At 62.8% G+C, this 19,561-nt stretch carries 20 protein-coding genes and 1 pseudogene; 12 read left to right on the plus strand and 9 right to left on the minus strand.

Translation table 11 applies throughout. The features are described 5' to 3' along the window. Positions 1-3 precede the first annotated feature (3 nt). Entirely contained in the window at positions 4-4,254 is a 4,251-nt protein-coding gene (locus AACY52_RS07960) for a DEAD/DEAH box helicase (protein WP_339417001.1), read from the minus strand. Between the two features lie 142 nt (positions 4,255-4,396). Between AACY52_RS07960 and AACY52_RS07965 the strand changes: the two genes are divergently transcribed. Then, entirely contained in the window at positions 4,397-5,281 is an 885-nt protein-coding gene (locus AACY52_RS07965) for a sugar nucleotide-binding protein (RefSeq protein ID WP_339417053.1), read from the plus strand. A gap of 77 nt (positions 5,282-5,358) precedes the next feature. Here AACY52_RS07965 and AACY52_RS07970 read toward each other — a convergent pair whose 3' ends face one another. The 5 genes from AACY52_RS07970 to AACY52_RS07990 form a co-directional block, all read right to left on the minus strand. Beyond that, entirely contained in the window at positions 5,359-6,057 is a 699-nt protein-coding gene (locus AACY52_RS07970; RefSeq protein ID WP_339417000.1) for an OmpW family outer membrane protein, read from the minus strand. Positions 6,058-6,151: 94 nt separating this feature from the next. Next, the gene (locus tag AACY52_RS07975; RefSeq protein WP_339416999.1) at positions 6,152-6,664 is read right to left on the minus strand and encodes a DUF3299 domain-containing protein; all 513 of its coding nucleotides are present in this window, start codon (positions 6,662-6,664) and stop codon (positions 6,152-6,154) included. 91 nt (positions 6,665-6,755) lie between these two features. Then, complete coding sequence (locus AACY52_RS07980; RefSeq protein ID WP_339416998.1) at positions 6,756-8,021, minus strand: ABC transporter permease; 1,266 nt, start codon at positions 8,019-8,021, stop codon at positions 6,756-6,758. A gap of 1 nt (position 8,022) precedes the next feature. After that, positions 8,023-8,733, minus strand: a complete 711-nt coding sequence (locus AACY52_RS07985) for an ABC transporter ATP-binding protein (RefSeq protein WP_339416997.1) — start codon at positions 8,731-8,733, stop codon at positions 8,023-8,025. A 148-nt stretch (positions 8,734-8,881) separates the two neighbouring features. Continuing rightward, positions 8,882-9,469 (minus strand): DUF2796 domain-containing protein, encoded by a 588-nt coding sequence (locus AACY52_RS07990; RefSeq protein ID WP_339438544.1) that lies wholly within the window; start codon positions 9,467-9,469, stop codon positions 8,882-8,884. 136 nt (positions 9,470-9,605) lie between these two features. Between AACY52_RS07990 and AACY52_RS07995 the strand changes: the two genes are divergently transcribed. Continuing rightward, a complete protein-coding gene (locus tag AACY52_RS07995; RefSeq protein ID WP_339416995.1) occupies positions 9,606-9,947 on the plus strand; it encodes a hypothetical protein in 342 nt (113 codons plus the stop codon). Here AACY52_RS07995 and trxA read toward each other — a convergent pair. The 3 genes from trxA to AACY52_RS08010 are packed head-to-tail and all read right to left on the minus strand — an operon-like array spanning position 9,944 to position 11,982. After that, positions 9,944-10,816 (minus strand): thioredoxin, encoded by an 873-nt coding sequence (gene trxA / locus AACY52_RS08000; RefSeq protein WP_339416994.1) that lies wholly within the window; start codon positions 10,814-10,816, stop codon positions 9,944-9,946. The genes AACY52_RS07995 and trxA overlap by 4 nt on opposite strands. A 57-nt stretch (positions 10,817-10,873) precedes the next feature. Beyond that, entirely contained in the window at positions 10,874-11,530 is a 657-nt protein-coding gene (locus tag AACY52_RS08005; protein ID WP_339416993.1) for a 50S ribosomal protein L11 methyltransferase, read from the minus strand. After that, positions 11,527-11,982 (minus strand): YbaY family lipoprotein, encoded by a 456-nt coding sequence (locus AACY52_RS08010; RefSeq protein ID WP_339436991.1) that lies wholly within the window; start codon positions 11,980-11,982, stop codon positions 11,527-11,529. Before AACY52_RS08010 ends, AACY52_RS08005 begins: the two co-directional genes overlap by 4 nt. Before the next feature lie 140 nt (positions 11,983-12,122). Here AACY52_RS08010 and nrdR point away from each other — a divergent pair, with 140 nt between their 5' ends. The 10 genes and pseudogenes from nrdR to AACY52_RS08060 form a co-directional block, all read left to right on the plus strand. Further along, entirely contained in the window at positions 12,123-12,593 is a 471-nt protein-coding gene (nrdR, locus tag AACY52_RS08015) for a transcriptional regulator NrdR (protein ID WP_049713467.1), read from the plus strand. Beyond that, a complete protein-coding gene (gene ribD / locus AACY52_RS08020) occupies positions 12,590-13,726 on the plus strand; it encodes a bifunctional diaminohydroxyphosphoribosylaminopyrimidine deaminase/5-amino-6-(5-phosphoribosylamino)uracil reductase RibD (RefSeq protein WP_339560403.1) in 1,137 nt (378 codons plus the stop codon). Before nrdR ends, ribD begins: the two co-directional genes overlap by 4 nt. A gap of 46 nt (positions 13,727-13,772) precedes the next feature. Beyond that, the gene (locus tag AACY52_RS08025) at positions 13,773-14,435 is read left to right on the plus strand and encodes a riboflavin synthase (protein ID WP_339560404.1); all 663 of its coding nucleotides are present in this window, start codon (positions 13,773-13,775) and stop codon (positions 14,433-14,435) included. A gap of 15 nt (positions 14,436-14,450) precedes the next feature. After that, entirely contained in the window at positions 14,451-15,542 is a 1,092-nt protein-coding gene (gene ribBA, locus AACY52_RS08030; RefSeq protein ID WP_339427966.1) for a bifunctional 3,4-dihydroxy-2-butanone-4-phosphate synthase/GTP cyclohydrolase II, read from the plus strand. 90 nt (positions 15,543-15,632) lie between these two features. Next, positions 15,633-16,109, plus strand: a complete 477-nt coding sequence (gene ribE, locus AACY52_RS08035; protein ID WP_003194576.1) for a 6,7-dimethyl-8-ribityllumazine synthase — start codon at positions 15,633-15,635, stop codon at positions 16,107-16,109. Continuing rightward, a complete protein-coding gene (gene nusB / locus AACY52_RS08040; protein ID WP_065873720.1) occupies positions 16,106-16,606 on the plus strand; it encodes a transcription antitermination factor NusB in 501 nt (166 codons plus the stop codon). Before ribE ends, nusB begins: the two co-directional genes overlap by 4 nt. 18 nt (positions 16,607-16,624) lie before the next feature. After that, entirely contained in the window at positions 16,625-17,587 is a 963-nt protein-coding gene (gene thiL, locus AACY52_RS08045; RefSeq protein WP_339438538.1) for a thiamine-phosphate kinase, read from the plus strand. Between the two features lie 148 nt (positions 17,588-17,735). Beyond that, positions 17,736-18,353: a GTP cyclohydrolase II gene (gene ribA / locus AACY52_RS08050; RefSeq protein ID WP_339416985.1), complete on the plus strand. Its 618-nt coding sequence runs from the start codon at positions 17,736-17,738 to the stop codon at positions 18,351-18,353. Beyond that, entirely contained in the window at positions 18,350-18,769 is a 420-nt protein-coding gene (locus AACY52_RS08055; protein WP_339416984.1) for an MFS transporter, read from the plus strand. Before ribA ends, AACY52_RS08055 begins: the two co-directional genes overlap by 4 nt. Continuing rightward, positions 18,766-19,551 (plus strand): annotated as a pseudogene (locus tag AACY52_RS08060) (cobalamin-binding protein); the annotation flags it as partial. The gene AACY52_RS08055 and the pseudogene AACY52_RS08060, both read left to right, overlap by 4 nt. Positions 19,552-19,561 lie beyond the last annotated feature (10 nt).

A 19,561-nucleotide genomic window follows, 5' to 3' on the forward strand; every position in this document is an offset into this window, starting at 1 on the left:
AAGTTACGGACGCTTAATCAGTTTATTCTGCACCGCCACCTGATCCACCTCCAACAACACCTGCTGCTTGCCCGCGACCATCACCGCCGCCGGCAACCCGTCCCGATACACAATTCGATTACCACTCAAGGCCGGCACCTTGGTGCCCGGCAACAACGTGCCCACCAGGTTCAGCGGATCAGGCCCACACACAACAATCAAACTGCCGTCATGGGCCCGACGTCGCACTTCACGCAGCAACGGGATCGCCTCCGGCAACGCAAACTGTTCCCCCGCCAACCCACTGACAAATCGCCCCCCGCGAATCTCCCCGCGTGCTTCCAGCCGATGAAAAGTGCGCAGCAACTCGCGCCAGCTTGGTAGCCAATCCGCCTCACGCTCGAGCAAGCGCCAGAACACCACGCCATAGCGGCGCAGCAAGGTCATTGCCACATGCTCCAGCGTCTCGGCCGAATGCGCGCCGGCGGCGGTGGGTGAACGCCGCACCAAGGCCCAGCGCCCGGCGTCGTCCATGCCGCCGATAAACGCGCCGCGCCCACGCCGACTGCTGCGCGCCTGGCGTTTGCTGGCGGGCGTGGTCAGGGCGCGCAGGCCGGCGAAGCTGTCGGCGTTTACCAGCCCGGCGCCGACCAGTTCCTGCAAGGCGCTTTCCAGTTCGCTGCGCAGCAAGTGGGCCTCGTGCACCAGCTCATCAAAAAACAGCGCGCCGTGGTCGCGCAGGGCTTGATGCACCTTCTGCGCCTTGGGTGACAGCGTGGTGGCGTCGGTGAGTTCGGTCAGTCCGCTCCACAGTCCCACCTGGCTGCGGGGCAGCAACACCACTGGCGTACTGCGTAATGCCATGGCGCCGGGTTTGTTGCTCAAGCGCGTCCACACCAGTTTGCCGCTGCGGCACAGGTCATCGAGCCAGGTGGAGGAGTAATCCTTGAGCCGTGCGCTGAGCAGGTCGCTGTCCCAGGCGGATGTGGCGGCGGCATACCCTTCAAACTGCGCAACGATCTGCGGCAACATCGCGCTGCCCTGACCGCGTGTGCCGTCGGACAGGTGCTGCCAATCGAACAGAAAACGCATGAAATCCTGCAGTGCCACCGGCTCGATTTCCCGGCGCAAGCGCTTGACCGTATAGCGATGAATACGCGCCAGCAGGTGGCGTTCGCACCATTGCTCCTCAGTGGCAGCGGGGCTGAAATGGCCGCGTAATACATAGCCTTCCTGCTCCAGGCGGGCCAGCGCCTGGACCCCATCAGATTCTCGCAAGGCCAGGGGCGCGGCGATCTCGCTCAGGCTCAGCGGGCCGAACCCACCGAGGCGTGCGCGCAGCACTTCCACCACGGCCTCATCAAAGGTCCAGGGCTCATCGAAACCAGGTAACAGCGGCAAGTCGTTGGGGAAGATTGCCTGCAAGCAACTCAAGCGTTCAACGGCGACCCACAGGTCATTGTGCAATTGAAAGGCGCGGCCGCTCTTGGCCAAGGCGTGCAACCATTGCGCCCATTGCGGCGTGACTTCGCTGGCGGCGATACACGCCAGACTCATCAACGCCTCGTGCATTTCATCCAGCCCGTTGGGCGCCGGCCAGGCTTCTTCGCGCACGCCAGCAATAGCGTCAGCATCCAGCGCCCCTAGGTCGTCGGTACTTTGCGGGTCGCTCCAGCGTCGGTTGAGCACGGCCTGGGTTCGGCGCTCTTCCAGTGGCGCATCGTCAAGAAAGGTGTAGGGCCGCGCACTGAGGATTTCGGCGGCCATCGGCGAGGGCGCTGGCAAGTCGCGGCTGATCAGGCGCACGTCGCCGTGCTCCATGCGCCGCAGCAGGGCCAGCCAGGCGTCGCTGTCCATGGCTTCGTGAAGGCAGTCGTCGAGGGTTTGCTCGACCAGCGGGTGTTCAGGCACTTCGCGCTCGCCGGCGAGGTTTTCCAGGCAGGCGATCTGGTCGGGAAACACACTGGCGATCAGGTCTTCGCTTTTCATGCGCTGGATCTGCGGCGCCACCTTGCGCCCGCCGGTAAAGCGCGGCAATGCCAGCGCCACACCGGCATTCCAGCGCCAGCGCACGCCGAAGAGCGGCGCCTCCAGCACGGCCTGGATCAGGATATGTTCGGCGCTGTGGCTGTTGAGGTAGCGCCACACCGCGTCCAGCTCGAAACTGTGGCTGGTGGACAGTGACAGCACGATCGCATTTTCGCTGGCGGCGGCCTGCAATTCGAAATTGAAGGTGCGGCAAAAACGCTTGCGCAAGGCCAGGCCCCAGGCGCGGTTGACGCGGCTGCCGAACGGCGTGTGGATGATCAGTTGGGTGCCGCCAGACGCGTCGAAGAAACGCTCCATGATCAACGTGTCCTGGGACGGCAGGGCGCTCAGGGCCAAGCGTGTGCGCGCCAGGTAATCGAGGATTTGTTCGGCGCTGGCGCGGTTCAGGCCGAGGGTTTCGGTGAGCCAGTCTTGCGCGGCTTGCAGGTTGCCGGACGTGGCGCTGAGCAGCGCGTCCAATTGGCCCTGCAAACGCGCCACCGCCGCCGACAATTCGTTGCTGCGCCCGGGCGCTTCGCCGAGCCAGAACGGAATGGTCGGCGGCTGGCCATGGGCATCCTCGACGCGCACCTTGCCGGCGTCGACCCGCAGGATTCGGTAGGACGTATTGCCGAGCTGGAAGATATCCCCGGCGATGCTTTCCACCGCAAAGTCTTCGTTGACGCTGCCGATGTTCAGGCTTTGGGGTTCGAGCAACACGCTGTAGTCGGCATTGTCGGGGATGGTGCCGCCGCTGGTCACGGCAGTGAGTCTGGCGCCGCGCCGACCGCGCAAGGTGCGGCTCAGGGCGTCGCGGTGCAGGTAGGCGCTACGGATGCCCTGGCGACCGTTGTAGCCGTCGCTGAGCATCTGCAGCAGCGCTTGGTAATGGCGTTCATCCAGCTCGGCATAGGGCGCGGCGCGGCGGATCAGGTCGAGCAAGGCCTGCTCCGACCATTCCTGGGCGCTGACCTCGGCGATGATCTGTTGGGCCAGCACGTCCAACGGCGCGACCGGTATGTGCAAGGTGTCCAGCTCACCCCGGCGTACGCAATCGAGCAGCGCGGCGCATTCGATCAAGTCGTCGCGTGTGGTGGCGAACAAGCGCCCTTTGGGCGTGCCGCCGACCTGGTGGCCGGAGCGTCCCACTCTTTGCAGAAAGCCGTTGATGGAGCCGGGCGAGCCGATCTGACAGACCAAATCCACGTCGCCGATATCAATCCCCAGCTCCAGGGACGCGGTGGCGATCAGCACTTGCAGCTCACCGGCCTTGAGTCGTTGTTCGGCGTCCAGGCGCATTTCCTTGGCCAGGCTGCCGTGGTGCGCGGCCACGGCGCTTTTGCCCAGGCGTTCGCTCAAATGCCGGGCCAGGCGTTCTGCCAGGCGGCGGGTGTTGACGAACACCAGCGTGGTGCGGTGCTCGCGGGCCAATTCGGCGAGGCGGTCGTAGACCCGTTCCCACACATCGTTGGCCATTACTGCCGAGAGCGGCACTGGCGGTACTTCGATATCCAGGTCGCGGGGGCGGGCGTGGCCGATATCCACAATCGCGCAGTGGCGGCCGGTGCCCACGAGAAAACGTGACACCGCGTCGATGGGCTTTTGCGTGGCCGACAAGCCAATGCGTGTCAGTGGTTCGGCGCACAGACCTTGCAGGCGCTCCAGGCTCAACGCCAAGTGGCTGCCACGTTTGCCGGCCGCGATAGCGTGGATTTCATCGACGATCACCGTGCGCGTGCGGGCGAGCATTTGCCGCCCGGAGTCCGACCCCAGCAGCACGTAGAGCGATTCCGGAGTGGTCACCAGAATGTGCGGCGGGCGCTTGCGCATCTGCACGCGGTCTTTTTGCGGGGTGTCGCCCGTGCGCACGGCGGTGCGGATCACCAGCGGCGGCAGGCCCTGGCTCTGCAAGTGCTGAGTGATTCCGGCAAGCGGATTCTGCAGGTTGATCTGGATGTCATTGGACAGCGCCTTCAGCGGCGACACGTAGACCACCAGGGTTTCGTCCGGCAGTTGCCCGCCGTGCGCCAAGCCTTGCTGGACCAAGTCATCCAGCACCGCCAAAAAGGCTGTGAGCGTCTTGCCGGAGCCGGTGGGCGCGGCGATCAGCGTCGATTGGCGCTGGCGGATCAGCGGCCATGCCTGGGCCTGGGCGCTTGTCACCGAAGGGAAGGTGCTGCGGAACCAGGCGCTGACGGCGGGGTGGAAGCCGTGCAACGCGCTGTCGGTGGATTCAGGAAGGTTCATGGAGTGATTGATACCGCCCGCTCCAACAAGTTGCAATCGCGCAGTTTGTCCGTGACGGTTGCGCTACGAACCCGCAAAATGCAACGATTCTGACAAATACATGAATAACCTTCGTTCCAACCAGACCGGGCCTGCTCAATCTATGCGAATGCGCCTTATGTTACTGGGCGGCGGGAATGCCCTCGGGCAGGCGCTGATTCGCCTCGGTGCAGAGGAAGACATTGGTTTCCTCGCACCCAAACCGCCCCAAGACGGCTGGGATGCCGCGAGCCTCACCCAATTGCTCGACGACACCCGTCCCGATGCGTTGATCAACCTCGCCTACTATTTCGACTGGTTCCAGGCCGAAGCGGTCAGCGAAACCCGCCTGGCCTCCCAGGAGTTCGCTATCGAGCGTCTGGCCGAGCTGTGCCAGCACCACAACATCACCTTGCTGCAACCGTCCAGCTACCGCGTGTTCGATGGCTCTCGCGCCACCGCTTACAGCGAAAAAGACGAGCCGGTGCCCCTGGGCCTGCGCGGCCAGGCGTTGTGGCGTATCGAACAAAGCGTGCGCGCCACTTGCCCGCAACATGTGTTGCTGCGGTTTGGTTGGCTGCTGGATGACAGCGTCGACGGCACCCTCGGGCGCTTCCTGGCCCGGGCCGAAAAAACCGATGAATTACTGATGGCTGACGACCGGCGCGGCAACCCGACGCCAGTGGACGATGCGGCGCGGGTGATCATTTCGGTGCTCAAGCAACTCGATTGCGCGGCGCCGTTGTGGGGCACTTACCACTACGCCGGCCATGAGGCGACCACGCCGTTGGCGCTGGGCCAGGCGATTCTCACTGAAGCGCGCAATTTTCATCCGTTGGCGATCGAATCCCCCACCGCCCAGGCCCATGCGGCCCGGCCGGATGCAAGTGAAGAACCGCAACACGCGGTGCTCGCCTGCAAGAAAATCCTCCATACCTTTGGCATCAAGCCACGGGCATGGCGGGCGGGGCTGCCGGCGTTGCTGGATCGCTTCTACCGGCACAACTGAATACACGCAAAACCAAAATGTGGGAGCGGCGGTGCGCCGCTCCCACATTTGGTTATGCAGTGTTGCTTAGGTCGGGATTAGAACTTGTAGCCAATACCCACCATGTAAACCATTGGGTCAACGTCCACATTGACCTTGGCACGCGTGCCAGGTGCCACGGCGTTGTTTTCCACGGTGGCCTTGGTGCTGATGTCGATGTAGCGCGCCTGGGCGTTGATCATCCACTTGTCGTTGATCATGTAGTCCGCGCCGATCTGTGCGGCCCAGCCCCAGGAGTTTTCAGCCTTGAAGTTGCTGAAACCTGCGCCTTGGGCACGGCTGCCGACGTGCTCGTCGTAGATCCAGGTGTAGTTGATACCGGCGCCTACGTAAGGTTGGAAGGCCGATTTGTTATCCAGCGGGTAGTACACGACGCTCAGGGTTGGCGGCAGGTGTTTCAGGGTACCAAGCTTGCCGTTGGCGGCGCCCAGGGCGGTGCCTTTGATCTTCACGTCGTGCTCGAACGGTGTGGCGGCCAGCAGTTCGATACCCACGTGGTTGGTCAGCATGTAGGCAAAGTTCAAGCCCAGTTGGGTATCGCTGCTCATGGTCGCCTTGCCGCCCAGGTTGGTGCCGGCCAATGGGCCCTGGTCAACTTTGACGGTGCTGCTGTCAGCCTTCGGATTCACGGTGATTGCACCGGCGCGAACCAGAATGTCGCCCGCTTCGTGAGCGTGTGCGACAGGGGCAACGAGGGCGAGCGCGAAGAGGGACGCGCCGAGCAGAGACTTGTTCATGGGAGCTCCAAAAGGACGTTAAAAGTTGTACGTCCAATGGTAAAGATCGTTCCGCTCGATCTTTTGACTCAGCTCAACGAAAGCGCGATCAGCGTTACTCCGGCAGCTCGTAGATGTAAATCTTCTCGGCATCCATCTGGTAACCGGCGTCGGCCAGTTCGCTGGTGGACGGTTTGACCCGCATCGCGCCTTCGATCCAGTACGGTTGATACAGTTCATCGAGCTTCACGCCGACTTCACTTTTAACGTGCACGATCTGGTTCGACGGCGGTGGCGGAACGTGGATGCACGCGCCGAAATACGGCACCAGCAAGAATTCAGTGGTGCGGCCGTTTTCGCCGACTTCCAACGGCACGATATAACCGGGCAGGCGGATGTGCTTGCCATCAAGGCTTTGCACCACAGGCGCGTGGGGCATTTCCTGCTTGGCCGCCGGCGCCGACTCCAGTGCATCCGCCATGCCGGACAGGTTGTGCAGCGGCTGCATATTGGGCACTTCGGGCATGGCATCCGGCGGGATCAGCTCCGACCAAGTCAGTTCCTTGGGCTCGGCGGCCCAGGCGGGCAGGGCCACCAGCAAAAACAGTGCAGCGAGGGCGCGACGCATGAAAACTCCTCAGTAGGTAGCTAGAAGCCGCAAGCTTTAAGTTAAAGCCGATTCGCTTGCAGCTTAACGCTTGAAACTTGCAGCGGCTGTTCTACAGCCTAATCGACAGGCCGTCGGCCAGTGATTGTCGATAGGCGCGCCACGCGGGCACGCTGCCCATCAACAGCGCGGCGGCCAGGATACCGGCGAGCAGCGTCCATTCATATTCGCTGGGCCACGACATGGGCAGGTCCAGGCCGTAATTGGCCTGCAGGTAACCGCGCGAGGCGGCGATGCACACGTACAGCAGGCCCACGCCTGCGATCACGCCGGACAGCGCCAGGGCGAAGGCTTCCACGATCAGCAAGGTTGCAATATGCCACGGCCGTGCGCCCACTGAGCGCAGGATCGCCATTTCGCGACGGCGCTCGTTGAGGCTGGTGAGGATCGCCGTGAGCATGCCGATCAAGCCGGTCAGCACCACGAACAGCGAGATCACGAACAGCGCTTTTTCAGCGGTGCCCATCATGCTCCACAGTTCTTGCAGCGCCACGCCCGGCAGGATCGCCAGCATCGGCTCGCCACGGAATTCGTTGATCTCCCGTTGCAGGGCGAACGTGGAAATCTTGTTGTTCAGCCCGAGCATGAACGCGGTAATGGCCTGCGGCGTGAGGTCCATGTTGCGCGCTTGATCGGCGCTGATGCGGCCTTTGCCTTGAGCCGGCACACCGTTGTGCCAGTCGATATGGATCGCCTCCATGCCGCCGAGGCTGATGTGCAACGTGCGGTCCACCGGCGTGCCGGTGCGCTTGAGGATGCCGACCACGGTGAAGGGTTTGTCATCGTGCTTGACCAGGCTGACCACCGCGACGCCATGGGCCAGCACCAGTTTGTCGCCGAGTTTGTAGTGCAGTGCGTCAGCCACTTCGGCGCCGAGCACCACTTCGAACGGGTCGGTGGCGAAGGCGCGGCCGCTGGCCAGTTCGAGGTGTTGCTTGCGACCGTATTGGTAGTGCTCGAAGTAGGACTCGTTGGTGCCCATCACGCGGTAGCCACGGTGGGAATCACCCAAGGAAATCGGGATCGCCCATTTCACCTGAGGGCTGGCGGCGAAGTGTTCGTAGCTGTCCCAACGGATGTTGTTAGTGGCATTGCCGATGCGAAACACCGAATACAGCAGCAGGTTCACCGAGCCGGAGCGGGCGCCGACGATCAGGTCGGTGCCGCTGATGGTGCTGGCGAAACTGTTGCGCGCCTCGACACGGACGCGTTCCACGGCCAGCAGCAGGCACACAGACAGGGCGATGGCGAATGCGGTGAGGATCGCGGTAAAGCGGCGGTTAGCCAGGCTGGCCATGGCTAGACGGAACAGATACATCTCAAACCTCTGCGGGCGTGGCGGCGCGATTGAGTTCGGCCAGCGACAGGTGGCGGTCGAACAGCGCGGCCAGACTTTGGTCATGGCTGACAAACAACAGGCTGGCGCCGGCTTCGCGGCATTCAGCGAACAACAGCTGAAGGAAAGCTTCGCGGGCGTCGTAGTCCAGTGCCGAGGTGGGCTCGTCGGCGATCACCAATTCGGGTTGACCGATCAGCGCGCGAGCGGCGGCCACCCGTTGTTGCTGGCCGATGGACAGCGAGTCGGCGCGGCGCTCCAGCAGGTCTTTGTCTTTCAACCCCAGGTGCGCCAGCAAGGTCGCGGCGGCGCGGTCGACACTGCCGTGACGTTGTTTCGCCCGTTGCGCGCGCAGCTTGGAGAAGTGGCAGGGCAACTCGACGTTCTCGCGCACCGACAGGAACGGCAGCAGGTTGAACTGCTGGAAGATGTAGCCGGTGTGGTCGACACGGAAGCGGTCGCGGGCGCCGGCCGACAGTTCGGTCAGCTCCTGGCCGAGCAGGCGGATGCTGCCCTGGCTGGGTTTCTGTACGCCCCCGAGCAGGCCCAGTAGCGTGGTTTTGCCACTGCCACTCGGGCCCTTCAGAAACAGGGTTTCTCCTGCTTCCAGGCGGAAAGCGGGGATGTCCAGCAACTGTGGCTGCCCGGGCCAGTTAAAGCCCAGGTCAGACAGTTCGATCAATGCATGGGTCATGTTAAATCAGTATTGCCTGGTTGTAGAAAATGGCGCCGATCCCTTGTAGGCGCTGGCTTGCCTGTGATGCGGGCGACTCGGTTGTTCCAGACATACCGAGGCATCCGTTCGCAGGCAAGCCAGCTCCCACATTGACCGTATTTTCAAATCAGAACTTCAGGGTGGCTGCTGTGGCCGTCGCTTCAACACCTTGCTGGCCGCTCGGGCCGATCAGTTGTACCTGAATTTTCTGGGTGGCGGGGAAGGTCTTGAACACTTGGCTCAGGTCGAGATTGCTCAAGGCTGTCGGCGTGGCGCAGGTGAACTGGTAGTGGGCGTGGATCTCGCTGTGGTCGTGATGGTGCTCGTGGGCGCCGTCTTTGGCGTCATGATCATGATCATGGTCGGCTTCGGGCTTGTCGCCGAACAACGGGCTATTGAGTTCCTGGTTGCCGACGACGCAGCCGGCGGCCTTGGGCAAGTTGAACAGGGCGACAGGGTTTTCCAGCTGTTTACGTGCAGCGGCGACTTTAGCTTTGTCCGCCGCGCTGGTGGCCACGTGTTCGAAACCCACCAGGTTCATCGCCGGGCTGTCCAGCTCAAGTTCAAGGGCTTGGCCGTCGAGCACCGCGTTGAGCCGACCAACGCCGTGTTCATGGGCGCCGAGGCTGCCGTGTTCATGGTCGTGATCGTCGTGAGCATAAGCGACCGCCAGTGGCAGCAGGGCAAACGGCAAAGCAAGCAACAGACGGCGCATGGTGAAACTCCTGAGCGAAGATAAAAGTTTTGTTATGTGATCTTATAACAATAGGGCCGGGAGTTTGACCGGCTGCTTGGCGTTGCGCAAGCCGCATGGGAGCATGCCTGTCGGAAAATGTGCAGGAGTAACGACGATGTTGCGAATTCGTGGAACCGTCGGCGACCTGCCGGTGGACTTGACCCTGGAGCTGGACGACGCTGATTGGGCACGCCTGGGCGCGCAATTGCAGGCCGCCCCAGTAGAGAGTACGCCGCCAGTTGTGCCGATAAAACAGAACGATGACCTGTGGCAGAACGCTCAGGATCTGTTGCGCGAGGCCGGGCAACTCAGTGGCCTCGAACTGCTCGACCAGTTGGAAGGCTTGGCGGGGGACGCCTCGGCGGGCAAGCGCCTGTTGGTGCGCCTGCGCCATAGCGCCAAGGTGAAAGTGGCCAGCGGCGGTGATACGCCGCTGTACAGTTGGGTCGGCGATTAATACAACGCGGCAAACAGCTTGCGGCGGTACACGGTCACCAGCGGGTGATCATTGCCCAGCAGTTCGAACACCTGCAGCAAGGTCTTGTGCGGCAGGCCTTCGTTGTAGCTGCGGTTGCGGATGAACAGCTTGAGCAAACCTTCCAGCGCCGCATCGTACTGCTGGCGCGCCAGTTGCTGGATTGCCAGTTGATAGGCCGCTTCGTCGTCCTGCGGGTTTTGCGCCAGGCGGCTTTTCAAGTCGGCGGCGTCCGGCAGGTCGGCAGCCTGGCGCAGGAAAGTGATCTGCGCCTTGGCCCCGGCGAGGGCGGCTTTGTGGTCGTCGCTTTTCACGGCGTCCAGCACGGCCTGGGCTTCGCCCAACTCACCGCGCTCGGCCAGGCAGCGTGCATACAGGATCAGTGCGGCGGCGTTGGTGTTGTCCTCGCCCAGCAGCGCGACCAGCAGGGCTTCGGCATCACTGATGCGACCTTCGGCAAACAGCGCCTGGGCCTGCTCCAACGGGTCCGCCGCAGCTGGCGGCGGCATCTGCACATGCGGCTCCAACAGCGCCCGCACCGCCGACTCCGGCTGCGCCCCGGCAAAACCGTCGACCGGCTGGCCATCCTTGAACAGCACCACCGTCGGCAGGCTTTGAATGCCAAAACGCGCGACGATGTCCTGCTCGGCCTCGCAATCAACCTTGGCCAGCAGCAACTCGCCCTGATAACTCTCGGCAACTTTCGCGAGCATCGGCATCAACGCCTTGCACGGCGCGCACCACTCGGCCCAGAAATCCACCAGCACGGGTTTTTCGAAGGAGTTCTGGATCACTGCCTGGTCGAAGGTGGCAGTAGTAACGTCGAAGATGTATGGCGTGGGCTCACTCATGGGGCGTCTCGAATAAAGCGGGAATGGGGCAACTATAAGGGCTTGCTCGCGAAGGTCTCAAGTGCGCCGCGAATGGTACAGGCTCACCTTGCGAAACTCCCAAGGCTCCGCCAAGTCTGGCAACGTCAGCGCATCCAGAATCTCCAGCCGTTGATAATCCGGGTGCTGGAAGTCCCGCACCCGCGAATCCGCCACCAAGGCTTCGCGGCCACGGGTCAGGAACTGGTCCAACAGCGGCAGGTTCGCCCGGTCGTAGAGCACGTCAGCCACCAGGATCAGGTCGAAGCGGTCTGATTCGGCGAAAAAGTCCGCCGAATAACCCAGTTCCACACCATTAAGCTCGGCATTCGCCCGGCAGGATGCCAAGGCCAGCGGGTCCAGGTCGCAGGCGACTACTTCCAGCGCGCCCGCTTTAGCCGCCGCAATCCCGGCCACACCGGAACCCGCGCCAAAATCCAGCACGCGCTTGCCGGCGACCCATTCAGGAGTCGCCGCCAGATACCGTGCCAGCGCCAAACCACTGGCCCAGCAAAAACTCCAGTAAGGCGGTTCATGCAGGATGCGCCGGGTTTCTTCGGGGCTGAAGGCGCGGTCCATGTTGTCTGCGTCCAGCAGCCACAAAGACAGCTCGGTACCCGGCAGCGGGCAGGGCACCAGTTGCGCGTCGCCGATCAGTTCGCTCAGCGCCGCTTGCAGGTCCAGCGGTGGCGTCATGGTGCCTTGACGAGTTGCAGGGGGCCGGTGGTCTGGGTGATTGCCCGGGTGATCAGCACGGCGGGCAGGTGCAGGATCAGCTCGCCGGACTGGCTGGCGCGACCACGCAGTTCAACCCGCGCACCGGCTGGGAAGGCTTCGGGGTTGTAGCGCAGGCGGAAGGCCAAGGGCTTGCCGTTGCCGCTCAATACACTGCTGGCGAGCAGTTGCTGCGGGCGCGAACGGTCGTCGATGACCAACAAGGCCATCTCGACTTCGGCACCCGCGGGTACGTTGGTCAGGCTGCCGCTGATTTCCCGCTGATAGGCAGGCAGGGGGCCCATGTCTTCAATCCCTGGGACTTTTTTCTCTTGCGCTGGCGTCGGTTGAGGTGCGGCCGGCTTTGGGGCTTCGCTGCTGCAGGCGACCAGGAAACTGAAGAGGGTAAGCAAAACAAGTGGTCGTAACTGCATGTACGGCTCCAGAAAGGACAAAATCCGTGGCTTAAAAGATATGAAACATAATAGTCAGCCTATATACCGTAAAGGCTATGGCTTGTCTTGCCACGGGGATGCGCTACCATGGTCCTCCCTTTATTTGTTGCCTGCCAACCATGCACTGTCCCTTCTGCGGTGCCAACGACACCAAGGTCATTGACTCGCGTCTGGTCGCCGAGGGCGATCAAGTGCGTCGCCGGCGCGAATGCCTGGCCTCTGGCTGCGGTGAGCGTTTCACCACCTTCGAAACCGCCGAACTGGTATTGCCACGTCTGATCAAGTCCGACGGCAGCCGCCAGCCTTTCGACGAAGATAAATTACGCGCCGGTATGCAGCGCGCCCTGGAAAAACGACCGGTGAGTGTCGAGCGGCTGGAAGCGGCGCTGGTGCACATCAAGCACAAGCTGCGGGCGACCGGCGAGCGCGAGGTCAAGAGCCTGGTAGTTGGAGAACTGGTAATGGGCGAGCTGCAAAAGCTCGACGAAGTTGCCTATATCCGTTTCGCCTCGGTGTATCGACGTTTCCAGGACCTCAATGAGTTCCGTGAAGAGATCGACCGCCTGGCCCGTGAGCCTGCCAAAGAATGAACCCACCTTCTGCTGAACAGGCGGTGCTCGACGCCCATTACATGGCCCGCGCCCTGGAACTTGCACGCAATGGCTTGTACACCACCCACCCCAACCCACGGGTAGGTTGCGTGATTGTGTGTGATGGGCAGGTTGTCGGCGAAGGCTGGCATGTGCGTACCGGCGAGCCCCATGCCGAAGTGCATGCCCTGCGCGCAGCCGGTGACAAGGCTCGCGGTGCCACGGCCTACGTAACCCTTGAACCTTGCAGCCACTATGGTCACACCCCGCCGTGCGCCGATGCGTTGCTGAGCGCCGGGTTGGCGCGGGTGGTTGCGGCGATGCAGGACCCTAACCCGGAAGTCGCCGGGCGCGGCATGCAGCGCCTGGCCCAGGCCGGGATCGAGGTGCGCAGCGGTGTGTTGGAGGGTGAAGCCAGGGCCCTCAACAAGGGTTTCCTCAAGCGTATGGAACACGGCCTGCCTTTCGTGCGGGTCAAATTGGCGATGAGCCTGGACGGTCGCACCGCGATGGCCAGCGGCGAAAGCCAATGGATCACCGGCCCCGCCGCCCGCGCCGCGGTACAGCGCCTGCGCGCCGAGGCCAGCGTGGTGCTGACTGGCGCCGACACGGTGTTGGCGGACGGTGCGCGCCTGACCGTGCGCGCCGCCGAGCTCGGCCTGGACGAGGCCACGACTGCCCTGGCGATGTCGCGCCCGCCGTTGCGCGTGCTGATCGATGGCCGCTTGCGCGTGTCGCTCAATGCGCCGTTCTTCAAGGCCGGCCCGGCGTTGGTCATCACGTGCGTGACGGCGGAAAACCAGTTCCCCCGTGGCCCCGAGTGCCTGGTGGTGCCGGGCGTCGAGGGCCAGGTCGACCTGCGCTCAGCACTGGTTGCGCTGGCTGCCCGCGGCGTCAATGACGTGCTGGTAGAAGCCGGCCCAAGCCTGGCGGGCGCGTTCGCCCAGCAAGGCCTGGTGGATGAGTACGTGATTTTCGTCGCCGGCAAGTTTCTCGGCTCCGCCGCCCGGCCTTTGCTGGACTGGCCGCTTGAGAAACTCGCCGACGCCCCCCAACTCAAGATCACTGAAATGCGCGCTGTTGGCGACGACTGGCGAGTCACTGCCATCCCGCTCCCCGCAGCGAGCGTATAATTCCCGGCCTGCGCTTGAGCGTCAGCCCCGTTTTCAGGAGAACGAAATGTTCACCGGCATTATCGAATCCATCGGCAGCATCCGTGCAATGACCCCCAAAGGCGGCGATGTACGCCTGCTGGTTGAAACCGGCAAGCTCGACCTGGGCGACGTCAAACTGGGCGACAGTATCGCCGTCAGTGGCGTGTGCCTGACCGTCATCGACCTGCCGGGCAACGGCTTCGCCGCCGATGTCAGCCGGGAAACCCTGGACTGCACCGCGATGAATGACCTTAAGGCCGGCAGCCCTGTCAACCTGGAAAAAGCCCTGACGCCGACCACCCGCCTCGGCGGCCACCTGGTCAGCGGCCACGTCGACGGCGTCGGCGAAGTCGTGGCGCGCAGCGAAAACGCGCGGGCCGTGGAATTCCGCATCCGCGCGCCCAAAGCGTTGGCCAAGTACATTGCCCACAAAGGCTCGATCACCGTCGATGGCACCAGCCTGACCGTGAACGCCGTGAACGGCGCCGAATTTGAACTGACCATTATTCCCCACACCCTGAGCGAAACCATCATGGCGTCGTACCAGCCGGGTCGCCGGGTGAACCTTGAAGTCGACTTGCTTGCCCGTTATCTGGAGCGCCTATTGCTGGGCGACAAGGCCGCAGAGCCTGCTGCCAGTAACATCACCGAAAGTTTTCTGGCCGCTAATGGCTACCTGAAATCCTGACCAAGGGGGTGCCACGTGGCGCTCAATAGCATCGAAGAACTGGTTGAAGACATCCGCCAAGGCAAGATGGTCATCCTGATGGATGACGAAGACCGCGAGAACGAAGGCGACATCATCATGGCCGCCGAGGCCTGCCAGGCTGAGCACATCAATTTCATGGCCAAGCACGCCCGTGGGCTGATCTGCATGCCCATGAGCCGTGAGCGCTGCGAGTTGCTCAAGCTGCCGTTGATGGCGCCGCGCAACGGTTCGGGTTTTGGCACCAAGTTCACCGTATCGATTGAAGCCACCACCGGTGTCACCACCGGTATCTCTGCTGCTGACCGTGCACGCACCGTACAGGCGGCCGCCGCGAAAGACGCCAAGGCCGAAGACATCGTCAGCCCAGGCCACATCTTCCCGCTGATGGCCCAGCCGGGCGGCACCCTGGCTCGCGCCGGTCATACTGAAGCGGCCTGCGACCTGGCGCGCATGGCCGGTTTCGAACCGAGCGGGGTGATCTGCGAAGTGATGAACGACGACGGCACCATGGCTCGCCGTGTTGAACTGGAAGCCTTTGCCGCCGAACACAACATCAAGGTCGGCACTATTGCCGACCTGATTCACTACCGGATGATCCACGAACGTACCGTTCAGCGGATTGCCGAGCAGCCACTGGACAGCGAACTGGGCCAATTCAATTTGGTGACCTACCGTGATTCAGTGGAAGGCGACGTGCACATGGCCCTGACCCTGGGTGCCATTTGCGCAGACGAACCGACCTTGGTGCGCGTGCACAATATGGACCCGCTGCGTGACCTGCTGATGGTCAAGCAACCGGGTCGTTGGAGTCTGCGCGCCGCCATGGCTGCGGTCTCCGAGGCGGGTAGCGGCGTGGTGTTGCTGCTGGGCAATCCGGTGGACGGCGATGTGTTGCTGGCGCATATCCGCGAAACGGCTGACAACGTGCCGGTGAAAAAACCGACCACCTATAGCATCGTCGGTGCCGGTTCGCAGATCCTGCGTGACCTGGGCGTGCGCAAAATGCGCTTGATGAGTGCACCCATGAAATTTAATGCGATATCCGGTTTCGACCTGGAAGTAGTAGAATACGTGCCCTCCGAATAAAGGCCGGCGATTGTCGCCCCTTGTTCGCGGTTCAAATATCACTAAGGGACGCGTCATACACGCGTCCCGGCTCTTTAAGAGATTTGTCGAATGACCCTGAAGACCATCGAAGGTACCTTCATCGCCCCCAAAGGCCGCTACGCCCTGGTAGTTGGCCGCTTCAACAGCTTCGTGGTTGAAAGCCTGGTTAGCGGTGCCGTGGACGCCCTGGTTCGCCACGGTGTGAGCGAAAGCGACATCACCCTTATCCGTGCCCCTGGCGCCTTCGAAATTCCACTGGTTGCGCAAAAAGTTGCTCAACAGGGTGAATACGCGGCCATCATCGCCCTGGGCGCGGTCATTCGTGGCGGTACTCCGCACTTCGAATACGTGGCTGGCGAATGCACCAAGGGCCTGGCCCAGGTGTCCATGGAGTTCGGCGTGCCGGTCGCCTTCGGCGTACTGACCGTTGATTCCATCGAACAAGCCATCGAGCGTTCCGGCACCAAGGCCGGTAACAAAGGCGCTGAAGCTGCCCTGTCCGCCCTGGAAATGGTCAGCCTGCTGTCGCAGTTGGAGGCCAAGTGATTTCCGACGAGAGCGATCGTTTCAACCCACGCGACGAGCGTCCAGCCGACGCCGGTAAGCCGTCCAAGAACGAGAAGCGTCGCGCTGCTCGTCAACTGGCCACCCAGGCGCTGTATCAGCGTCAGATGGCGGGCGCCTCGTTGAACGAAATCGAAGCGCAGTTTCGCGTCGATAACGATTTCACCTTCGCCGACCTGCCGTACTTCCACGACATCCTGCACGGTGTGTATGCACACCTGAGCGAGATCGACACGGCCCTGGCACCTTGCCTGGACCTGACCATCGAAGAGCTGGACCCGGTTGAACTGTGCGTGATGCGCCTGTCCACCTGGGAACTGCTGTATCGCGTCGATGTGCCGTACCGCGTAGTGATCAACGAAGGCATCGAACTGGCGAAAGTCTACGGTTCGACCGACGGTCACAAGTTCGTCAACGGCGTGCTCGACAAGCTGGCCCCGCGCCTGCGTGAAGCTGAAGTGAAGGCGTACAAGCGCTAACCGGCGCTTGAGTCCTGAATGGGCGAGTTTGAGCTGATCCGCAACTACTTCGCCGCCGCGCCTTGTGCGCAAGGCGGCGAAGGCATTGCCTTGGGGATCGGCGACGACTGCGCCTTGCTGGCGCTCCCTGCCGGGGAGCAACTGGCAATTTCTACCGATACATTGGTGGCCGGGGTGCACTTTTCGGACCCCTGCGACCCCTTCCTGCTCGGCCAACGCTCGTTGGCGGTGGCGGTGAGCGACCTGGCTGCCATGGGCGCCAACCCTCTCGCGTTTACCCTTGCCCTTACCACGCCGACGGTTGATGCCGATTGGCTGCAACGCTATGCACTGGGTTTGAACCGCATGGCGCAACGCTGCGGCGTGGGCTTGGTGGGCGGCGATACCACGCGCGGGCCCCTCAGCCTGACCCTGACCGTGTTTGGTCGTGTTCCGGCCGGGCAAGCCTTGACCCGCAGCGGTGCGCAGCCGGGTGACCTGCTGTGTGTCGGCGGCGAGCTGGGCAATGCGGCTGGCGCCTTGGCGCTGGTGTTGGGCCAACGCAGCGCCGATGCGACCATCGCCGACCCGCTGCTGGCCCATTACTGGTCGCCGCAGCCGCAGTTGGCCCTGGGGCTGGCGCTGCGCGGCAAGGCCACGTCTGCGATGGATATTTCCGACGGGCTCCTCGCCGATTGCGGGCATATCGCCACGGCATCAAAGGTCAGCCTGCTGATTGAGCGTCAGCGGTTGCCATTGTCCCAGGCGCTGCTGGCGTTTGTCGGCGATCATGAGGCGCGCGTAGCGGCCCTGAGCGGGGGCGACGACTACGTGCTGGCGTTCACCCTGCCACCCGCCGAATTGGCGCCGTTGCAGGCCAATGGCTGGCCGATCCATGTGATCGGCCGGGTCGGGGCGGGGCAGGGCGTGACGCTGCTCGACGACAACGGGCAGAACATCACCCCGGCCATTCGGGGTTATCAGCATTTTCGCGACGCGTGAATAGGTCTTGGCCAGTGGCGCTGCATAGAACCTGAACAAAGGCCAATCAAACCGATTGATCTTTATCAGCGATAATTCAGCTTAAGCGTCTGTAGGAACGTGCTGTTACAATGGCCGCCTCTGTAAAAACTGAAATCAGGAGCACACGGTGCCCGTCGTTTTCGTCGCCGCTTCCAAGCTGCCTACCCCTTTTGCCACGTTCACCATGAACGGCTTTCTTGAAGAAGCCACCGGGCGCGAGCACGTTGTGCTTAGCCTGGGCGATATCGCGGATGGCGCGCCGGTGCTTGGGCGTTTGCACTCCGAGTGCCTGACCGGCGATGCACTGTTCAGCCAGCGTTGCGACTGCGGCTCGCAACTCGAAGCGGCTATGCGAGCCATCGCGCGTGAAGGCCGTGGCGTGCTGCTGTACTTGCGTCAGGAAGGCCGCGGCATTGGCCTGTTGAACAAGATCCGCGCCTACGAGCTGCAAGATGGCGGTGCCGATACCGTGGAGGCCAACGAGCGCCTGGGCTTCGCCGCTGATCAGCGTGACTACGCGATCTGCCTGCCGATGTTGGAGTATCTGGGCGTCAAGTCCCTGCGGCTGATGACCAATAACCCGCGCAAGGTCAAAGCCCTGACCGAAATGGGCATCACCGTTGCCGAGCGTGTGCCGTTGCACACCGGGCACAACCCGCATAACAAGCTCTACCTGGCCACCAAGGCCAGCAAGCTCGATCACATGATGGGCAACGAGCACCAGGGCGAGGTCGACCGCGCGTGACTCGTGGCCAGGTGAAACGGCGACTGTCCTTCAATTGGTGGCAGTACCTGGCGCTGGCGCTGCTCCCTTTGTTCGTGATCAACCTGGTATTTGGCAAGGCGCAGTCCTTGCTGCCGGTGCTGGCCATGCCGTTCTTTATTGCCGGCGTGGCTTCGATGTTCCTCAGTCTGCGCTACTTCAACGGCTATAAACATGCGTTGATCGCGACCTCCAAAGCCCTCGATACCCCCGAAGAACCGGCTGCCTGGATTACGTTGGCGGCGCGTCGGCGCACGGCGTTGCTGATTGCCTCCGTGCCAGCCTGGATCGGTGCGTTGGCGGTGTTTGTCGGCCTTGAAGCAGTGCCGCTGTTCTTGCTGGTGCTATCGACACTCGTGCTGTTTTACCTCTACCGCATCCCCCGTCAATTGGGATGAGGCGTCACTGGCTGGCGTTCCTGCTGCTGGCATCGAGTGCCCAGGCGTTGGCTGCCGAACGCGTGATCAGCCTGGCGCCATCGCTGTCTGAAATCGTCGCTGAACTGGGCGCTGCCGACCTGCTGGTGGGCGTGCTCGACGGCGGCGATCGCCCGGCAGCCTTGGCGCAAGTACCGTCGGTGGGGCGTTATGGCCAACTCGACATGGAACGCCTGCTCAGCCTAAAGCCCGACCTGATCCTGCTGTGGCCCGGCAGTGTCGGCCCGGCCCAGCGTGAGCAGTTGCAGCGCCTGAACATTCCGGTGTACGTCTCCGAACCCCACAGCCTTGAGCAACTGACCACCCAAGTGCAGGCCATCGCCGAACAATTAGGTCGGCCTGAAGCCGGTCGGCAGTTGGCTGCACAGTTGCGCCAGCGCCTGGCTGAACTGCGTCAGCGTTATCAGCGGGCCAAACCGTTGCGAGTGTTCTACCAAGTATGGAACCCGCCGCTGTACACCGTGGGCGGCGGGCAGATCATCAGCGATGCCTTGGGTGTGTGCGGCGCGCGCAATGTGTTTGACGACCTCACGCTGCCCGCGCCGCAGGTGAATATCGAGTCGGTGTTGCAGCGTGATCCCGAGCTGATTCTGGTGGGGGATCAGGCGCAGAAGGAGGCCTGGAGGGTCTGGCCGGCGATGGCGACGCGGGTGCGGGTGGTGCCGGACAAAGGCCTGGAGCGGCCCAGTGGGCAGATGTTGGAGGCGGTGGCGAGGTTGTGCCAGGTGATTGCACCTGACCTGTCACAGCCAA

This window comes from Pseudomonas sp. EA_65y_Pfl1_P113 (assembly GCF_963970525.1).
Taxonomy (GTDB): Bacteria; Pseudomonadota; Gammaproteobacteria; order Pseudomonadales; family Pseudomonadaceae; genus Aquipseudomonas; species Aquipseudomonas tritici.